The following is an 18890-nucleotide window of genomic DNA, read 5'->3' as shown; positions in this document are numbered from 1 at the left end:
TGCTGCTGTGACAAAGTATTGCCAGCAACTCTACCCTTTCTTAAGGATCTCGGACCTTAGAAATTAGGTGAGAGTGCTCATGCCACCCTTAGATCCGTGTGATAGGGGTCCTGTACTGGGATCTAAACGCCTTCCTCCAAGACGGACTCCAGGGATATGCAGTAACCGCATAAGAACCCAGTCAGTCCCCCAGGGGCACCGCACACCAGATCTGGTGTGAGTTCCCTGCCTCCACACCAGAACCGACCCACTCCCCTCAAGCCAAAACCCAAGCCACCTCCCCCTTCACCCCACTCACCCCGATTCCCCGAAATCCTTTCCAGGATCTCCCTCTTCAACCCACCACCACCTCAGGAGGATGCTGCTCCAGCACCTGCTTGAGATACCGGCCCGTGTGACTGGTGGGATGGACGGCAACCTCCTCTGGGGTGCCCGTGACCACGATCTCTCCTCCCTTGTCTCCCCCTTCTGGGCCGAGATCCACGATCCAATCGGCACAACGGATCACATCGAGGTTGTGCTCGATCACCAAGATCGAGTTGCCCTTGTCGACGAGACGTTGCATCACATCCATCAGCTTGTGCACGTCGTAGAAGCTGAGGCCGGTGGTGGGTTCGTCGATCAGATAGAGGGTTTTGCCGGTGGCGCGCTTGGAGAGTTCGGTGGCCAGCTTCACCCGCTGGGCCTCACCACCGGAAAGGGTGGGCGCCGGCTGGCCGAGCTTCACGTAACCCAGGCCCACATCCACCAGGGTGCGTAGCCGATCCGCAGCCTGGGGAATGGCCGAAAACACATCGGCGGCCTGCTCCACCGTCATCTCCAACACATCGGCGATGGTGTGGCCCTTGTAGGTCACCTGCAGGGTTTCGCGGTTGTAGCGGGCCCCCTTGCACACATCGCACTGCACGTACACATCGGGCAGGAAGTTCATCTCAATCACGTTCACCCCCTGGCCGCTGCAGGCCTCGCATCGCCCACCCTTCACGTTGAAGCTGAACTGGCCCACCTGATAGCCCCGGGCCTTGGCCTCCACCGTGGCGGCAAACACCTGGCGGATCGGATCGAAGGCGCCCGTGTAGGTGGCGGGGTTGGAGCGGGGGGTGCGGCCAATCGGCGATTGGTCGATCACGATCACCTTGTCGATCGCCTTGATCCCCCGCAGCTCGCCCAGCCCCGTGGGGAAGGGCACCTTCAGGCCCAGCTGGTGCTCCAGGGCCGGATGCAGCAGCTCATTCACCAGCGTGCTCTTGCCGCTGCCGCTCACACCGGTGACGCACACCAGCCGGCCCAGTGGAATCTCCACAGTGAAGCCCGAGAGGTTGTTGCGGCCGCAATCCACCAGGGTGATGCGCCGGGTGCCGCTGCTGCGGCGCTCCGCCGGGGTGGGAATCGCCCGGCGACCACTGAGATAGGCCCCGGTGAGCGAATCCTCCGCCGCCAGCAGATTGGCCAGGCTGCCTTCGGCCACGATGTGGCCGCCATGCACGCCCGCTCCGGGGCCGATGTCCACCAGGTGGTCGGCCGCCCGAATCGTGTCTTCGTCGTGCTCCACCACGATCAGGGTGTTGCCCAGATCCCGCAGTTTCAACAGGGTGTTGAGCAGCCGGTCGTTGTCGCGCTGGTGCAGGCCGATGCTCGGCTCATCGAGCACATACAGCACCCCCGTTAAGCCCGCGCCGATCTGGGTGGCCAGCCGGATTCGCTGGGCCTCGCCGCCGCTGAGCGTCATCGCCGGGCGATCCAGGCTGAGGTAATCCAGCCCCACATCCAGCAGGAATTTCAGGCGCAGCCGGATTTCCCGCAGCACCAGATCGCCGATCTGGATCTGGCGCGGTGTCAGCAAGGGTTCGGCCCCTTCGCTCTCCCCCACCCCCATCAGCGATTCGATCCGCCGCAGGGTCTCACCCACGCTCACAGCCGTGAGTTCGTGGATCGCGTAAGGGCCCACCCGCACCGCAAGGGCCTCCGGCCGCAACCGCAACCCCTTGCAGGTGGCGCAGGGCACCAGCTCCAGATACTTCTCCAGCTTCTGGCGCACCGATTCGCCGCTGGCGTCGCGCAGCTGGCGCTCCAGGATCGGCAGGATCCCCTCAAACGGCCGCTCGTAGCCGGCGCTCTTGCGGTAGCGGCTGTCGGCCTGGATCAGGATGGGCTCGCGGCTGCCGTTGAGCAGCACATCGCGCTGCTCGTCAGTGAGCTGGTTCCAGGGCGTCTTGATCTCAAACTTGAACGCTTCCCCCACCGAATAGAGCAGGGAGAAGTAATAGGAGTTGTCCTTGTCGGCCCAGGGGGCGATCGCCGCATACACCGGCAGGCTGGGATCGGGCACCACCCGCTCGGCGGTGAACTTGCGCAGGTGGCCGATGCCGTGGCAGTCGGCGCAGGCGCCATAGGGGCTGTTGAAGGAAAACAGCCGCGGCGAGAGCTCCTCCATCACGGCGCCGTGCACCGGGCAGGCGAAGTTCTCCGAATACAGCCGCTCCTGCTCCACCCCCTCCGGCAGCTCCTCCCCCGCCTTGGGCACCACCTCCACCAGGGCCAGGCCGTCGCCGCGCTTGAGGGCGGTGCGCAGCGAATCGGTGAGCCGCTCCTGCACGCCCTCGCGGGCCACCAGCCGGTCCACCACCACCTCGATGTTGTGGGCGTGGTTTTTGTCGAGCTCGATGTTGTCGGCCAGCTCGCGCACCTCGCCGTTGATCCGCACCCGCGCGAAGCCTTCGGCCACCAGGCCCCCCAGCAGCTTCACGTGGGTGCCCTTCTTGCCCCGCACAACCGGCGCCAGCAGCTGGTAGCGGGTGCCCTCGGGCAGGGCCAGGATCTGGTCCACCATCTCGTCGATGGTTTGGGGCCGGATCGAGCGGTCGCACTGGGGGCAGTGGGGTTCGCCGGCGCGGCCGAACAGCAGCCGCAGGTAGTCCTGGATCTCCGTCACCGTGCCCACGGTGGAGCGGGGGTTGTGGCTGGTCGATTTCTGGTCGATCGAAATCGCCGGCGACAGCCCCTCGATCGCGTCCACATCAGGCTTGTCCACCTGGCCCAGGAACTGGCGCGCGTAGGCCGACAGGCTCTCCACGTAGCGGCGCTGGCCCTCGGCAAAGATCGTGTCGAAGGCCAGGGAGCTCTTGCCGCTGCCGCTCACCCCGGTGAACACCACCAACCGGTTGCGGGGAATCGTCAGATCGACGTTCTTGAGGTTGTGTTGGCGGGCGCCCCGCACCCGGATCACGTCCTCCAGGGAGCCGCCGCTGAGCACCCGGCTGGGGTCGAGGGCCTTTTCGTGAACGGTCTGGGCGAGGGTTCTGCTGGCGGCTGCACCGTTGGTAGCAGAGCTGTCGGCAGCAGAGCTCTTGGCGCGGGGCATCCAGACGGCTCGGGAACAGAGGAGTCTACGGATCTCCGCTAGGGCTCAGGGGCGAAGGCCGCACAGGCCTGGCGGCACAGCTCCTCGCTCACCTGCCAGAGACGCTGCCCCTGGGCTGGATCGAGGGCCGCCGGTGCCGGCCGCACCGCAGCCGGCCAACCCCGCATCCCTCCAAATTGGCTGGGGCCGTAGTGACCGGCAGGCTCCACCTCCGCCGCAGTGGCGGCAAACAGCTGGGGCAGGGCCCCCTGGGCAGCGCTCTGGCAGAGGGGATCCAGCAGCCGATACACCACCCCCTCGTAGCGGGCACCGCTGGCGGCAATCGAGGCGGACTGAAGGTTGGTGCGGGCCAGGCCCGGATGGGCTGCCGCTGACAGCAACCCGGGGTAGCGGCGCTGGAGTTCATGGGCGAACACCACGTTGGCCAACTTGCTCTGGCCATAGGCGGCCCAGCGGTCGTAGCGGCGCTCCCCCTGCAGATCCTCAAAGTTCAAGCGGCCGAAATACTGGGCCCCGGAGGTCACCTGCACCAGCCGCGCCCCGGCGCTGGCCTGCAGCAGGGGCAGCAGCAACCGGGTGAGGGCGAAGTGGCCCAGATGGTTGACGCCGAACTGCAGCTCAAATCCCTGACGGGTGAGCTGGCGGGGCGGCGCCATCACACCGGCGTTGTTGAGCAGCAGATCCAGGCGCCCAAAGCGCTCGGCCACGCTGGCGGCAGCCCGCACCACGCTGTCCAGGTCGGCCAGGTCGAGCTCCAACAGCTCGATCCCGCCCGCGGCGCTGCCAGGGGCGCCGGCGCCAGCGAGCAGGGCCTGGCGGGCCGCTTCCGCCCGCTCCAGGCTGCGGCAGGCCAGCAGCACCGTGGCCCCCCGGGCCAGCAGGGCGCGGGCACTCTCCAGGCCCAGGCCACTGTTGGCGCCGGTGATCAGGGCCAGCCGACCGCTCTGGTCCGGCATGGCCTCGCCACTCCAGCGGGCCGGAACGGCAACGGCCTGGGATGGGGCCATGGAGCTGCAGCAGCAAACCTGCGGCGGTTCTAGCGACCGTGCTGGTCCAACAGGCTGGCGGCATAGCTGCGGGCCTCACCCGAGTCGCCCCCGGCCAGTTCGGCCAGCTCCGCCTGGCGGGCCTGAGTGTCCCGCAGGTGGGACACCCGCGTGTGGGTGGTGCCCTCCACCACCTGCTTCGACACCCGGAAGTGGTGGTCGGCCGCCGCGGCCACCAGGGGCTGGTGGGTGACGCAGAACACCTGGCGCTGCTGGGCCAGGCGCTGGAGCAGCTCGGCCATGGCGCCGCTCACCCGGCCGCTGACGCCCGTATCGATCTCATCGAACAGCAGGGTGACGTGGGAATCGGCGGCGGCCAGGCAGGTTTTCAGGGCCAGCAAAAACCGGCTCATCTCGCCTCCAGAGGCCACCTCCGCCAGGGGGGCTAGGGGCACGCCGGGGTTGGCGGAAAACTGAAACTGCACCGCATCGGCCCCCTCCTCCCCCGGCGGCGCCGGCGTGATCGCCACCGCAAAGCGCACGTTGGCCAGGCCCATCGGCCGCAGGGCCGCCATCAACTGCTGCTCCAACTGCCGGGCCGCCACCTCCCGGGCCGCCGTGAGCCGACCATTGGCCTGGTCGCGCACCTGACGCCCCACCTGCTCAGCCCGCTCCAGCGCCTCCAACGACGCCTCCCCGCCCCCGGGGGCCAGCTGCTCCTGGAGGCGATCCCGCAGCGCAATCAGCGCAGCCAGGTCCTGGCCGTGACGCCGCTCCAGGGCCCGCAGCTGGGCCATGCGCTCCTGCAGGGCATCGAGACTTTCGGGATCACTCTCAAGGGCGGCGCCATAGCGCTCGAGGTCGCGCACCAGATCCTGCAGGGCCGCCAAACCATCGGTGCAGCCACTGCGCAGGGCGGCGACACCGCCATCGAGGGCTTCCATCTGCACCAGCTCCTGTTCACAGGCCGCCAGGTGATCGAGCACCGAAGGAGCCTGCTCGGCGCCCTCCACCAACCGGCCCAACAGCACCATCACCCCCTCCTGCAGCCGCACCCCATGGGCCAGACGGTTTTCCTCCGCCTGCAGCCGCTGCCGCTCGAGGGGATCCTCCAGCTGGGCCGCCTCCAGTTCCATGAGCAACCGCTCCTGCTCGGCGCGGCGTTGCTGCAGCTGGTCCCAGTCGGCGCGGGCCTGCTCCAGGCTTGCCGCCACCTGTTTCCAATCACGCCAGGCCGCCGCCACCGGCTCCAGCAGGGGCTGGAGGGTTTCCCCCGCAAAGCGATCCAGCCAGCGCCGCTGTTGACCCGGCCGGGCGAGCTGCTGGGTCTGACCCTGCACGGTGAGATCGAGCAGCAGGGGCCGCAGCTCCTGGATCTGGGCACGGCTCACCACCACCCCATTCAGCCGGTTGCGGCTGGTGAGGCGCTCCTCACTGAGGCGCCACTCGCGGCTGAGCAGCAGTTCCTCCTCATCTAGGTCGAGATCCTGCTGCTGCAACCAGGCTTGGAGGGGCGGAGACAGGCTGAAACTGGCCTCAATCGCGCCGCGCTCGGCGCCCCGGCGCAGCAAGCGGGCGCCCGCACTGCCCTGGGCCCCACCCAGCAGGGCATCGAGGGCATCGAGCAGGATCGATTTACCGGCACCGGTCTCGCCGGTGAGCACGGTGAAGCCCTCGCGGAAGCTCAGCTCCAGCCGCTCGATCAGGGCGATGTTGCTGAGGCGCAGTCCAGTCAGCACAGGCGCGGCGGGTGGCGCTCGGCGGCCATCGGGTGTAAGAGCCGACCGTAGCGGCTGTGTCTTTCGTTTAGAAGGGGAGAACTTCCAATCGGCCCCGTGGCCCGCGGCATGGTGAGCGCCCCTCCAGAGCCTCCAGCCCCCCTGACGCCCGAAGAGGCGGTGATCGGTGAGGAGACGCGAGACACACCCACCCAGCCGTCTCCTGAATTCCGTACAGGTTGTACAGAATCTGGGAGTGATCAGGAATCTGCGGCTCAGCCTCCCTCAGAGCAGAGCTCCAACCGCGACCTCAGCGATTTCATCGAGGCGTCAGGCCTGCTGAGCTACGACCCGGCTGCCATCACCCGCATCTACGCCGGCCACCCCCAACGGCTGATCCGGCGCCTCTGGCAAACCTTGGTGCCCATTGGCCTCTACCTGCTGGGGGTGGGCTTCGACTGGCTCACCGGCCAATTGAAAACCTCCGATCGGGCCCGGGCCCGGGCCAAGGAAGCTGCCGATCTGGTGGCCTCCCTCGGCCCCGCCTTCATCAAGGCCGGCCAGGCCCTCTCCACCCGGCCCGACATCGTGCCGCCCCTGCTGCTGGAAGAACTGGCCCAACTGCAGGACCAGCTCCCCGGCTTCGATTCGGCCCTGGCCATGGCCTGCATCGAGGAAGACCTGGGCGCTCCGGTGCTGGCCATCTACGAACAGCTCGACGCCGAACCGATCTCCGCCGCCTCCCTGGGCCAGGTGCACAAGGGGGTGCTGAAGGGCGGGCAAGCGGTGGCCGTGAAGGTGCAGCGGCCGGGTCTGCGGGAGCAGATCACGCTCGACCTCTACATCGTGCGCAACATCGCCGCCTGGCTCAACCAGAACGTGGGCCTGATCCGCAGCGATCTGGTGGCCCTGATCGACGAGCTGGGCAAACGGGTGTTCGAGGAGATGGACTACTGCAACGAAGCGGCCAACGCCGAGCGCTTCGCCGAACTGCACGCCCACAACCCCCGCATCGCCGTTCCCCGCATCTACCACCAGGCCACCAGCCGCCGGGTGCTGACCATGGAGTGGATCGAGGGCGTCAAACTCACCAACCTCGAGGCCGTGCGCAGCATCGGCGTCGATCCCGACGACATGGTGACGGTGGGCGTGAACTGCAGCCTGCAGCAACTGCTCGAACACGGCTTCTTCCACGCCGATCCCCACCCGGGCAACCTGCTGGCCCTCTCAGACGGTCGCCTCGCCTACCTGGATTTCGGCATGATGAGCGAGGTGAGTCGGGAATCGCGTACCGGTCTGATCCAGGCGGTGGTGCACCTGGTGAACCGCAGCTTCGGCAAGCTCAGCAAAGACTTTGTGAGCCTCGGTTTCCTCGCCGAGGACGTGAACCTCGAGCCGATCGTGCCGGCCTTTGAAAAGGTGTTCGGCCAGGCGATCGAGCAGGGCGTCAGCCGCATGGACTTCAAGGCCGTCACCGACGACCTCTCCGGCGTGATGTATCGCTTCCCGTTCCGGGTTCCGCCCTATTACGCCCTGATCATCCGCTCCCTGGTGACCCTCGAAGGCATCGCCCTGAGCGTGGATCCCGAGTTCAAGATCCTCGGCGCCGCCTATCCCTACTTCGCCCGCCGGCTGATGGAAGATCCGGATCCCGGTTTGCGCCAGAGCCTCAAGGAGATGCTGTTCGATGGCGACATCTTCCGCTGGCAGCGGCTCGACAACCTGATCGCCAGCGCCTCCCAGGGCGCCCAACTGGATCTGGAGGGACTGCTCGACCAGGTGCTCAGCTTCCTGTTCTCCCCCAACGGCGGCCTGCTGCGCCAGCAGCTGGTGGACGCCATGGTGGCCCGCATGGATGCCCTCGCCTGGCAGACCACCCTGCGGATCGGCAAACGGCTGCCGGAACGGCTCCAGCCCCCCGGACTGCGGCGTCACCGCCTCAGTGATGCGAACGAACCCCTGCTCGACCTGGAGCCGGTGCGCCAGTTACTCGGCATCCTGCAAGCCCTGCCGGGCTTCGAACCCCAGATGCTGGTGCGGCGCCTGCCCCGACTCCTGGGGGAACCGGAACTGCGCCAGATGGGAATGCAACTGGCCAAGGGGCTGGCCGAACGCAGTGTGGTGCGCCTGGTGCGCGATGTGCTCGTACCCGCCTGAGCCGGCAGAAAGCAGCCCTAGGCTGGAGTCCATGCACAGATTCCGGCGCATGCGCACCCCTCAGGCCCTTGGCCAGGCCCTGGCCGCCACCGCGCTGGGCTTCGGCTTGTTGAGCCCCGTGGCGGTGGCACCACCCCGGGCGACGGCGGCCGAAAACCTGGTGTTCGTCAGTGGGGCCTTTCGGCGCTCGATCGCCGTGGCTGACCTCGAGCACCTGGCCCAGACCGGCCAGGCCCAGGGTCTCCTGGCCGATGTGCTGCGTTTCAGCAACCAAAACCCCGCCGAGATCGGCAAGCTTCTGAACCAATCCATCGCCCTACCCGTGACGCTGGTGAGCAGGCTGCTGAACACCCGGATTGGCGAGGCGATCCTGCAGCGCGTGGCCACAATCGTCTACCCGTTGCAGGCCTCCCAGGTGGGGATTCCGGCGCTGCGCTCGGCCATGGTGCTGGGGGTGGTGGAAGGCAACGGGTCGATCTCAGCCCTGTCCTTCCTGCGGGCCTATCCCACCCGGGAGCTGGAAGTGAGCATCCCGGCTCTGATGGGCCTGATGAGCAAGGCCAGTTCCATCACAGAACTGGTGCGCTTCTTCTCCGAATCGCCCCTGGATGGCCTGCGCGGCGACAGCCCCAAAGCCGCGCCGTAGATTCGCCCCAGCCACCGCAGCCACCTGTGCCCTTGCTTCAATCCCTGAGGCGTCTGAGCAAGGGTCCGTTCGGTGCCCGTCCGACGATGCAGGACTGGCCCGGCCTGATTGAGGCCTACCGGCGCTGGTTGCCGGTGTCCAACCAGACCCCGGTGATCACCCTGCACGAGGGAGCCACCCCCCTGATTCCGGCGCCGGTGATCGCCGAGCGAATCGGCAAGGGCGTGAAGGTGTTTCTCAAATACGACGGGCTCAACCCCACCGGCTCCTTCAAAGACCGGGGGATGACCATGGCGATTTCCAAGGCCAAGGAAGCGGGCTCGGAAGCGGTGATCTGTGCCAGCACCGGCAACACCTCCGCCGCTGCCGCCGCCTATGCCCGCCGGGGTGGCATGCGGGCCTTCGTGCTGATCCCAGATGGCTACGTGGCCCAGGGGAAGCTGGCCCAGGCCCTGCTCTATGGAGCGGAGGTGATCGCCATCCAGGGCAACTTCGACCGGGCCCTGGCCATCGTGCAGGACGTGGCCAACCAGTACCCGATCACCCTGGTGAATTCGGTGAATCCCTACCGGCTGCAGGGCCAGAAAACAGCGGCGTTCGAGGTGGTGGATGCCCTGGGCGAAGCCCCCGACTGGCTGTGCATTCCCGTCGGCAACGCCGGCAACATCAGCGCCTACTGGATGGGGTTCAACGAGTACAAGGCTGCTGGGCACTGCCGCCGACTGCCGCGGATGATGGGGTTCCAGGCCGCCGGATCAGCCCCCCTGGTGCTGGGCCACACAGTCGAGCAGCCCGACACCATCGCCACCGCCATCCGCATCGGCAACCCGGTGAACCGGGACAAAGCCCTGAATGTGCGCCGGGAGAGCGGTGGCGACTTCATGGCTGTGACCGACGCCGAAATCATTGACGCCTACAAGCTGCTGGGGTCCGGTGAAGGGGTGTTCTGTGAGCCGGCCAGCGCCGCCTCCGTGGCCGGTCTGTTGAAACGGCGGGAGGAGGTGCCAGCCGGAGCCACCGTGGTGTGCGTGCTCACCGGCAATGGCCTCAAAGACCCCACCACCGCCATCGAACACAACGACGCCCGCTTCCACACGGGCCTGGAAGCGGATACGGCAAAAGTGGCTGCCGTGATGGGCTTCTAATCCACTCGGCGACGCCAACCAATTGGCAAAGCGTCTGCCGGAAGCCTGGGGAAAACCGAGGCAACTCGGGGGACAGGATCCCCAGCCCTGGCCTCGACCAACCCTTTTGGTTTTCCCCATGGGCTGGAAAGAGCGGAAAACGGCCCCCTCACCCCAGGGTGCCTCGACAAAACCCCAGACAACCAAACCAGAGAAATCCGGTTATGACTGGATTTCTGAAGGTTTTCCCCGATTCCCCCAGCCCCTGCGACGACGGTTTGTTTTCTTCTCTTGAAATCCTTTAATCCACGATTTGAACAGGGCCTGGGGGACGGTTCACCGGCGTTGCGCAATCAGTCCGCCTGTGGAAGCTTGGGGGCACCTTCCGTGCAGCCGTCAGGCCTGCCAGCCCGAACGCCATGAAGCTGGTCTGTTCCCAGTCCGAACTCAGCACCAGCCTGCAGCTGGTCAGCCGGGCCGTGGCCAGCCGCCCCACCCATCCGGTGTTGGCGAACGTGCTGCTCACCGCCGATGCCGGCACCGGCCGGTTGAGTCTCACCGGCTTTGATCTCAGCCTCGGCATCCAAACCAGCCTGCCGGCCAGCGTGGAAACCAGCGGAGCGATCACCCTTCCTGCCCGTCTGTTCGGCGAAATCGTCTCCCGCCTCTCGAGTGACAGCCCCATCACCCTCGCCTGCGCCGAAGGGGCTGAACAGGTGGAGCTCACCAGCCTCTCCGGCAGCTACCAAATGCGGGGGATGCCCGCGGAGGATTTCCCCGACCTGCCCCTGGTTCAAAGCGGCACGCCGATTCGCCTGGAAGCCGATGCCCTGGTGAAGGGCCTGCGGGCCACCCTGTTTGCCAGCAGTGGCGATGAGGCCAAGCAGCTCCTCACCGGCGTGCATCTGCGCCTCGATCCGGCCGGGCTCGAATGCGCCGCCACCGATGGCCATCGCCTGGCCGTGCTGTGTCTCGCCCATGCCAGCGACCCCACCGCCGCCGCTGACGGAGAGCCCTTTGCCGTCACCGTGCCGGCCCGCTCCCTGCGGGAGTTGGAACGGCTGCTCTCCGGTCGCCAGTTGGACGAACCCCTCAGCCTGTTCTGCGACCGCGGTCAGGTGGTGTTTCTCTGGGCCGACCAGGTGCTCACCAGCCGCAGCCTGGACGGCACCTATCCCAACTACCGGCAACTCATCCCTGAGACCTTCAGCCGCACGATCAGCCTGGATCGCCGGGCCTTTGTGTCGGGTCTGGAGCGGGTGGCGGTGCTGGCGGACCAGCACAACAACGTGGTCAAGCTCAGTGCCGAACCGGCCACGGGCCAGTTGGTGATCCAGGCAGATGCCCAGGATGTGGGGAGTGGCTCGGAAGCCCTGGCGGCCACCATTGAGGGCGACGCCATCCAAATTGCCTTCAACGTGCGCTACCTGCTCGATGGGCTCAAGGCCATGGCCTGCGACGTGGTGCTGTTGCAGTGCAACGCCCCCACCACCCCGGCGATCCTCACCCCCGCCGATGGGGCCCAGTTCACCTATCTGGTGATGCCCGTTCAGATCCGCAGCTGACGGTGGCCGCTTTCCCGGAGCAGTTGCTGCTGAGTGAGCTGCTGCGCCGGCATGTGCGCTGCGATCAGGGGCTCGACCATGGCGCTGGGCTGCAGGTGTGGATGCATCCCCCCGTGCACCGGGTGCTGGGCTGGGTGTCCAAGCCTTCGGCCTTCGGATCCCGCCGGTTGGTGTGGCGTCTCAACCAGTTGCGGGGGCTCACCGAGCAGGAGGTGTTGGCCCAGGGCCCGCCGGCCGAAACCGATCAAGCCGTGGTGGATCGCCTGCCCAGCCTGATCGATGCCGCGGTGCTCGACCGCCAGCAGCAGCTGATCGGCACCCTGGCCGATGCCGCCATCGAGCTGCGCACCGGCAGGATCCTGCACTACCTGGTGAGCCGCAGTGATCCGCGGCTGCCCGGGAGCAGTCGCTGGCGTTTGAGTTTGGATCGGCTGGTGGATCAGCAGCCCGGCCAGGTGTTCACCGCCCTGGCCAGCCTGGATGAGTTGCCCCTGGCCCGGGCCAGCGTGCGTCAGGAGTTTCTGCGCCGGTCGCGGCGCTGGCGGGATCAGGTTCAGGAGGCCGGTAGCCGTTTTGAGGAGCGGCTCGAGGGCTGGCTGGAGGAGCCGCCCTGGCAGGGTGAATCCCGTCCGGATTGGCCGGATCGGCCGGACCCCGAGCCCCGTCGCTGGAATGAAACCGACGCTTGGGACCAGTGGCCGGAGTCCTTTCCCGAGTCGCCAGCCGAAGACAGCCCTCGTCAGCGCCGGTCCGCACCACCGCCCAACGACGAGGATCCCTGGTTCTGAGCCCCCGGTGAGGCGCTCGGCAAGACTGGAGTGATCTTGCCCAGTCGTCCGTGGTTGCTGCTTCAGAGTTCGCCCCCCCCGACTATTCGGTGCCCGAGGCGCTGAAGAAGGAGAACCTCAGCCAGGCCGATTACGACGAGATCTGCCGCCGCCTCGGCCGCGCCCCCAACCGGGCTGAGCTGGGCATGTTCGGGGTGATGTGGTCGGAGCACTGTTGTTACCGCAACTCGCGGCCTCTGCTGCAGGGCTTCCCCACCACCGGCCCCCGCATCCTGGTGGGTCCCGGTGAGAACGCCGGTGTGGTGGATCTGGGTGAAGGCCAGCGCCTCGCCTTCAAGATCGAGAGCCACAACCACCCCTCGGCGGTGGAACCGTTCCAGGGAGCGGCCACGGGCGTGGGTGGCATCCTGCGCGACATCTTCACCATGGGCGCCCGGCCCATTGCTCTGCTCAATGCCCTGCGCTTCGGTCCCCTGGAGGACGAGCGCAACGTGGGCCTGATGGAAGGTGTGGTGGCCGGCATCGCCCACTACGGCAACTGCGTGGGGGTGCCCACCGTGGGCGGTGAGGTGGCCTTCGACCCCAGCTACTCCGGCAACCCCTTGGTGAACGCCATGGCCCTGGGGCTGATGGAAACCGACGAGATCGTCTGCTCCGGTGCCGAGGGCGTGGGCTATCCCGTGGTGTACGTGGGCAGCACCACCGGCCGCGATGGCATGGGCGGCGCCAGCTTTGCCTCGGCCGAGCTCACCGAGGCCTCCTTCGACGACCGCCCTGCCGTGCAGGTGGGTGACCCGTTTCTGGAGAAGGGCCTGATCGAGGCCTGCCTCGAGGCCTTCCAGAGCGGTGATGTGGTGGCGGCTCAGGACATGGGCGCCGCCGGCCTCACCTGCAGCTGCTCGGAGATGGCCGCCAAGGGGGGCCTGGGCATCGAGCTGGATCTCGATCGGGTGCCCGCTCGTGAGGCCGGCATGACTCCTTACGAGTTTCTGCTGAGCGAATCCCAGGAGCGGATGCTGTTTGTGGTGAAGCCCGGCACGGAGCAGGCCCTGATGGCGCGCTTCACCCGCTGGGGCCTGCAGGCGGCCGTGGTGGGCCGGGTGCTGCAAGACAACATCGTGCGGGTGCTCCAACACGGTGCCGTCGCCGCCGAGGTGCCCGCCAGCGCCCTGGCCGATGACACCCCCATCAACCACCACGAACTGATCAGCGAGCCGCCGGCCGAGATCCAGGCCCACTGGCGCTGGAGCGAGGCCGACCTACCCACCCAGTTGCCGTTCAGCTGGAACGACGCCCTGCTGGCGCTTCTGGACGATCCCACCATCGCCTCCAAGCGCTGGGTGTACCGCCAGTACGACCACCAGGTGCAGGCCAACACGGTGGTGCTCCCGGGCGGTGCTGATGCGGCCGTGGTGCGCCTGCGTCCCCAGCAGGGTGAGGGCTCCCTGGTGGCGGCCACCCGCGGGGTGGCGGCGGTGGTGGATTGCCCCAACCGCTGGGTCGCCCTCGATCCCGAGCGCGGCGGCATGGCAGCAGTGGCCGAGGCGGCCCGCAACTTGAGCTGCGTGGGGGCCGAGCCCCTGGCGATCACCGACAACCTCAATTTCCCCTCCCCCGAAACCCCCACCGGCTACTGGCAGCTGGCCCTGGCCTGTCGCGGCCTGTCGGCGGCCTGCTCCGCCCTGGACACGCCGGTCACCGGCGGCAACGTCTCCCTCTACAACGAGACCCGCCTGCCGAACGGCACCATGCAACCGATCCACCCCACTCCCGTGGTGGGCATGGTGGGCCTGGTCCACAACCTGGAGCACGTGCGCGGCCTGGCCTGGAGTGAGGCGGGCGATGGAATCTGGCTGCTGGGAGTGCCCTTGGAAACAGGCGAGACTCCCGCCGATTCGCGCCTGGGCCTGGCCGGCAGCAGCTACCTGGAGCGGCTCCATGGAGCCGTCACGGGGCGCCCGCCCGAGGTGGATCTAGCGCTGGAGCGCTCGGTCCAGGCCTTCCTGCGCCAGGCCATTGCCCAGGGCCTGGTGGCCTCCGCCCACGACCTCAGCGATGGTGGCCTGGCGGTGGCGGCGGCCGAGGGCTGCATGGCCTCGGGGCTCGGTGCCCACCTCGAGCTTCCGGTCAGTTCGGCCCGCCTCGATCGCCTGCTGTTCGCCGAGGGTGGTGCCCGCATCCTGGTGAGCGTGGCGCCCGCTCAGGCGGCAGCCTGGCAGCAGGCCCTGGATCGGGCGAATGCGGCAGCGCCGGGCTCGGTGCCGGCTGAAGCGATTGGCCAGGTCACGGCGGCTCCCTCCTTCACCATCACCCAGGCCGGCAGCGTCGTGATTGAGCAGGCGGTCGCGGCCCTGCACACCTGTTACGAGCAGGCCATCCCCCGGCGCATGGGGGTGGATCTGCCCCCCACCGCTTGAACGGGGGCCGGTGGGGTCGGGGTCGCTGGTGCAGAATGACTTGTCACCGTGATTGTTGATGGGCCTGTGGTGGTGATGCATCCGGACCCCAACGCTCAGGCAGCAGATCACGAGCTGGACCAGCGCCCCGATAAGCCTGAGGAGGCCTGCGGCGTGTATGCCGTGTTGGCGCCGGGCCAACCGGTGGCCAACCTCACCTATTTCGGCCTCTACGCCCTGCAGCACCGCGGCCAGGAATCGGCCGGTATCGCCGTGTTTGACGCCGATCGCAAGGTGCGGCTGCACAAGGACATGGGCCTGGTGAGCCAGGTGTTCGACCAGGCCGTGCTGGAGCGGCTCACGGGCGATCTGGCCATCGGCCACAACCGCTACTCCACCACCGGCAGCAGCAAGGTCTGCAACGCCCAGCCCGTGGTGCTCAACACCCGGCTTGGCCCCTTTGCCCTGGCCCACAACGGCAACCTGGTGAATGCCGGGGAGTTGCGCCACGACCTGGCGGCCATTGCCAGTGAGCTCACCTCCACCACCGATTCCGAGCTGATTGCCTTTGCCTTGCAGCAGGGGGTGAACAGTGGCCTCGACTGGGACGGGGCCATCCGGGCTGCTGCGGAACGTTGCCGCGGGGCCTTCAGCCTGGTGATCGGCACCCCGGAGGGGCTGTTTGCCCTGCGGGATGGTCACGGCATCCGTCCCCTGGTGTTCGGCCACATCGGCGAGCCTGCCGAAGCCCAGTGGGTGGTGAGCAGTGAATCCTGCGGGCTCGACATCATTGGCGCCGCCTTCGATGGCGACGTGGAGCCCGGCGAGATCATCCACTTCCGCCAGGGGGATCCCGCTCCCAGCCGCAGCCGCTGGTGCGAGCAGCCGGCCAAGCTGTGCGTGTTCGAGATGATCTACTTCGCCCGGCCCGACAGCCGCTTTTTCGGCGAATCCCTCTACAGCTACCGGGTGCGGATCGGTGAGGCCCTTGCCCGGGAAACCCCCGTGGAGGCCGACATCGTCATCGGCGTGCCCGATTCCGGCATTCCGGCGGCGATCGGCTACTCCCAGCTCAGCGGCATCCCCTTCGGCGATGGGCTGATCAAAAACCGCTACGTGGGCCGCACCTTCATCCAGCCCACCCAGGCGATGCGGGAGGCCGGCATTCGGGTGAAGCTCAATCCCCTCCCCGATGTGCTCGCCGGCAAACGGGTGGTGGTGATCGACGACTCGATCGTGCGGGGCACCACCAGCCGCAAGCTGGTGCAGGCCCTGCGCGATGCCGGGGCCACCGAGGTGCACATGCGGATCAGCTCACCGCCGGTGACCCATCCCTGCTTCTACGGCATCGACACCGACACCCAGGACCAGCTGATCGCCGCCCGGCTCACCCTGGCGGAGATTTCGGCCCACCTGGGCGTGGATTCGCTGGCCTACCTCAGCAAGCAGGGCATGGTGGATGCGGCCCAGGCCAATTCCTCCCACTTCTGCACCGCCTGTTTCGATGGGGCCTATCCGATCGAGATGGCCGAGCAGGTGCGTTCCAGCAAGTTGATGCTGGAGCCCGCCGGCATCGCTGCCACGGTTTTGCGAGAGCATTGAGTTTTGCGAGAGCATTCAGCTTTGCGAGAGCCCGGTTAGCTGATCAGGGGCACCAGGTCCTGCAGCTGCTGCCCGCTCGGCAGGTTGAGGCTGATGCCCATGCCGCCGCAGTCTTCCGCCGGCAGTTGGCCCAGGTCGATCCGACCACTCAGGCCCTTGCTGGTGAGGATGCTCATCACGGTTGACTCCGCCCCCTGAAGATCAATCAGGGCATCGCCCCGCTGTTGCAGCCGCAGGCCGATCTGGCCCATGTCCCCGCGCTGGCAGGGGCGCAGGCTTGACACCAGTAGCCGCTTCAGTTGCCCGCCCGCCGTGGCTAGCACCACTGTGGCGTCGTCGGCGACGCAGGCGGCTCCCACCACCGTTTCTCCCGGCAACAGCCGCATCAACATCGGCCCCTGGGCCGCCCGGCCCATCAGGGGCAGGTTGGCTTCGTTCAGGTGGAGTCGCAGCATTCGGCCGGTGCTGCTGGCCACCACCAGGGTGTCGCCCTCCTGGCCACTCACCACCCGCCGCAGGCTGACGCCCTCCTTCAGCTTGAGCACCGAGGTGGCCCGCCCCGACAGCTCCTGAAAGTCCTCCACCGGCAGCCGTTTGAAGCGGCCGTCGCTGCTCAGCAGTCCCAGGCTGCCCTGGCTGGGCAGGGGAATCACCTGCACCACCTGTTCCCCCTCGAGGCTGTCGGGCAGGAAGCGCTCCAGCTTTCCCGGTTGTTGCCCGGCAAATTCCCAGCGCAACAGGGCCACGCGCCCGCTCACCGTGAAGGCAAGCAGCAGGGGTTGGTCGCTGATCGGCAGGATCAGCCGAGCGGGAGAGGGGTGCTCACCCAGATCGGTGGCGGCATCGAAGTGGAGCCGTCCCAGCATCTGGGGGCTGAGGATTTTCACCGCCCCATCGGCCTGGATCAGCAGGCGGCTGTCCGGGGCCAGGGCGGCAAAGGCTTGCTGCCGCTGCAGCTCGGCGTTGGGACGGATGGCCGCGGCCCGCTGGGCCACGAGGGCATCACCGCCCTCCACCAGCCGGGTGCGCCGAGGTGTGGCAAAGCGCTTGCGCAGGGCCTTCAACTCGGTCACCAGGGTGTCGAGCAGCACGCCGCGGTCATCGAGCAGGTGCCGCAGCCGTCCCCGCTCCTCGATCAGGTCGGCGGCCTCCTTGCGCAGGCTTTCCTGTTCCAGTCCCGTGAGCCGGCGCAGGGGCATGGCCAGCACCGCATCGGCCTGGCGTTCGTTCAGGTCGAATTGCACCTGCAGACCCGCCCGGGCACTGGCGGCATCGCGGGCTGCGGTGATCAGGGCGATCACCTGCTGCAGGGCATCGAGGGCCTTGATCAGCCCCTCCACCACCTCGAGCCGGTCTTCGCAGCGCTTGAGGGCGTGGCGGGTGCGGCGGATCAGGGTGAGTTCCCGGTATTCGAGGAACTCCTGCAGCAGGCGCCGCAGGCTCAGCTGCACTGGCTGGCCGTTCACCAGGGCCAGCAGGATGGCGCCGAAATTGCTCTGCAGGGCGGTGCGGCGCTGCAGGTCGGCCAGCACGGCTTCCGGATTGGCATCGCGGCGCAGCTCCACCACCACCCGCATGCCGTCCCGATCGCTCTCGTCGCGGATGTCGGCGATGCCACCGATCTTGCCCTCGTTCACCTGCTCGGCGAGTTTCTCGATCCAGCCGGCCTTGCTCAGCTGGTACGGCAGCTCGGTGATCACCACGGCCCCCCGTTTATGTCGCCCTTTGCCGGGTTGCACCTCCTCGATGTGGGCCACCCCGCGCATCGGGATGCTGCCGCGGCCGCCCAGGTAGGTGTCGCGCACCCCCTGACCCACCAACACCTCCCCACCGGTGGGGAAATCGGGGCCGGGCACCAGCTCCAGCAGTTTGTCGTCGCTCAGATCCGGCTTGCGCACCAGGGCGATCAGGGCATCCACCACCTCCCCCAGGTTGTGGGGCGGGATGTTGGTGGCCATGCCCACGGCAATGCCGGTGCACCCATTCAGCAACAGGAAGGGCAACTGGGCGGGCAGCACCGTGGGCTCCTGCTGGGAGCCATCGAAGTTGGGGGCGAAGTCGACCGTGTCGTTGCCGATCTCATCGAGCATGCCCTCGTTGGCGATCGGCGCCAGCCGGGTTTCGGTGTAACGCATCGCCGCCGGCGGATCGTCGTCGACGGAGCCGAAGTTGCCGTGGCCGTCGAGCAGGGGGTGGCGGCTGGCAAAGGTCTGCACCTGACGCACCAGGGCGTCGTAGACCGCCTGATCGCCGTGGGGGTGGTATTTGCCGAGCACGTCGCCCACCACCCGGGCGCATTTGCGGTAGGGGCGATCCGGGGTGAGGCCCAGCTCGTGCATCGCATAGAGGATGCGCCGTTGCACAGGCTTGAGGCCGTCCCGCACATCCGGCAGGGCCCGTCCCACGATCACGCTCATGGCGTACTCGAGGTAGGAGCGCTGCATCTCCTGGTGCAGCGCGATCGGCTGGATCCGTGGGTCGTTCCGCGGATCGTTGCCCGGTCCGATCGATTCCCCTGAACGCTCCTCGGCCATCCGGTACTGGGAT

11 protein-coding genes are annotated in these 18890 nt (G+C 67.6%); 7 read left to right on the top strand and 4 right to left on the bottom strand.

From position 1 onward, the window contains the following. Positions 1-334 precede the first annotated feature (334 nt). Genes uvrA through recN form a run of 3 tightly spaced genes read right to left on the bottom strand, consistent with a single transcriptional unit; the run spans position 335 to position 6086 of the window. Positions 335-3361 (bottom strand): excinuclease ABC subunit UvrA, encoded by a 3027-nt coding sequence (uvrA, locus tag H6G16_RS03695; RefSeq protein WP_242036144.1) that lies wholly within the window; start codon positions 3359-3361, stop codon positions 335-337. 38 nt (positions 3362-3399) lie between these two features. Then, on the bottom strand, positions 3400-4368 hold the full coding sequence (locus H6G16_RS03690; protein ID WP_190388964.1) for an oxidoreductase: 969 nt from the start codon (positions 4366-4368) through the stop codon (positions 3400-3402). Positions 4369-4397: 29 nt separating this feature from the next. Then, a complete protein-coding gene (recN, locus tag H6G16_RS03685) occupies positions 4398-6086 on the bottom strand; it encodes a DNA repair protein RecN (protein ID WP_190388963.1) in 1689 nt (562 codons plus the stop codon). 300 nt (positions 6087-6386) lie between these two features. Between recN and H6G16_RS03680 the strand changes: the two genes are divergently transcribed. The 7 genes from H6G16_RS03680 to purF all read left to right on the top strand — a co-directional run bounded on the left by H6G16_RS03680 (position 6387) and on the right by purF (position 16343). Continuing rightward, positions 6387-8222: an AarF/ABC1/UbiB kinase family protein gene (locus H6G16_RS03680; protein WP_347238779.1), complete on the top strand. Its 1836-nt coding sequence runs from the start codon at positions 6387-6389 to the stop codon at positions 8220-8222. Positions 8223-8271: 49 nt separating this feature from the next. Further along, the gene (locus H6G16_RS03675; RefSeq protein WP_190388962.1) at positions 8272-8868 is read left to right on the top strand and encodes an alpha/beta hydrolase; all 597 of its coding nucleotides are present in this window, start codon (positions 8272-8274) and stop codon (positions 8866-8868) included. A gap of 86 nt (positions 8869-8954) precedes the next feature. Next, a complete protein-coding gene (gene thrC, locus H6G16_RS03670; protein WP_190388977.1) occupies positions 8955-10013 on the top strand; it encodes a threonine synthase in 1059 nt (352 codons plus the stop codon). 398 nt (positions 10014-10411) lie between these two features. Beyond that, on the top strand, positions 10412-11557 hold the full coding sequence (dnaN, locus tag H6G16_RS03665) for a DNA polymerase III subunit beta (protein ID WP_190388961.1): 1146 nt from the start codon (positions 10412-10414) through the stop codon (positions 11555-11557). Positions 11558-11559: 2 nt separating this feature from the next. Then, positions 11560-12345, top strand: coding sequence for an RNA methyltransferase (locus tag H6G16_RS03660; protein ID WP_190388960.1), 786 nt, complete (start codon positions 11560-11562; stop codon positions 12343-12345). An 89-nt stretch (positions 12346-12434) separates the two neighbouring features. Further along, entirely contained in the window at positions 12435-14762 is a 2328-nt protein-coding gene (gene purL / locus H6G16_RS03655; RefSeq protein WP_190388976.1) for a phosphoribosylformylglycinamidine synthase subunit PurL, read from the top strand. A gap of 75 nt (positions 14763-14837) precedes the next feature. Beyond that, on the top strand, positions 14838-16343 hold the full coding sequence (purF, locus tag H6G16_RS03650; protein WP_190388959.1) for an amidophosphoribosyltransferase: 1506 nt from the start codon (positions 14838-14840) through the stop codon (positions 16341-16343). Between the two features lie 35 nt (positions 16344-16378). Here the strand turns inward: purF and H6G16_RS03645 are convergent, their stop codons facing one another. After that, positions 16379-18877, bottom strand: a complete 2499-nt coding sequence (locus tag H6G16_RS03645; RefSeq protein ID WP_190388958.1) for a DNA topoisomerase (ATP-hydrolyzing) — start codon at positions 18875-18877, stop codon at positions 16379-16381. Between the last annotated feature and the right edge of the window lie 13 nt (positions 18878-18890).

Source organism: Cyanobium sp. FACHB-13342 (assembly GCF_014697415.1).
Classification (GTDB): domain Bacteria; phylum Cyanobacteriota; class Cyanobacteriia; order PCC-6307; family Cyanobiaceae; genus Cyanobium_A.
Note: the sequence above shows the minus strand (reverse complement) of the source record. Positions and strands in the feature narration are given on the sequence as shown.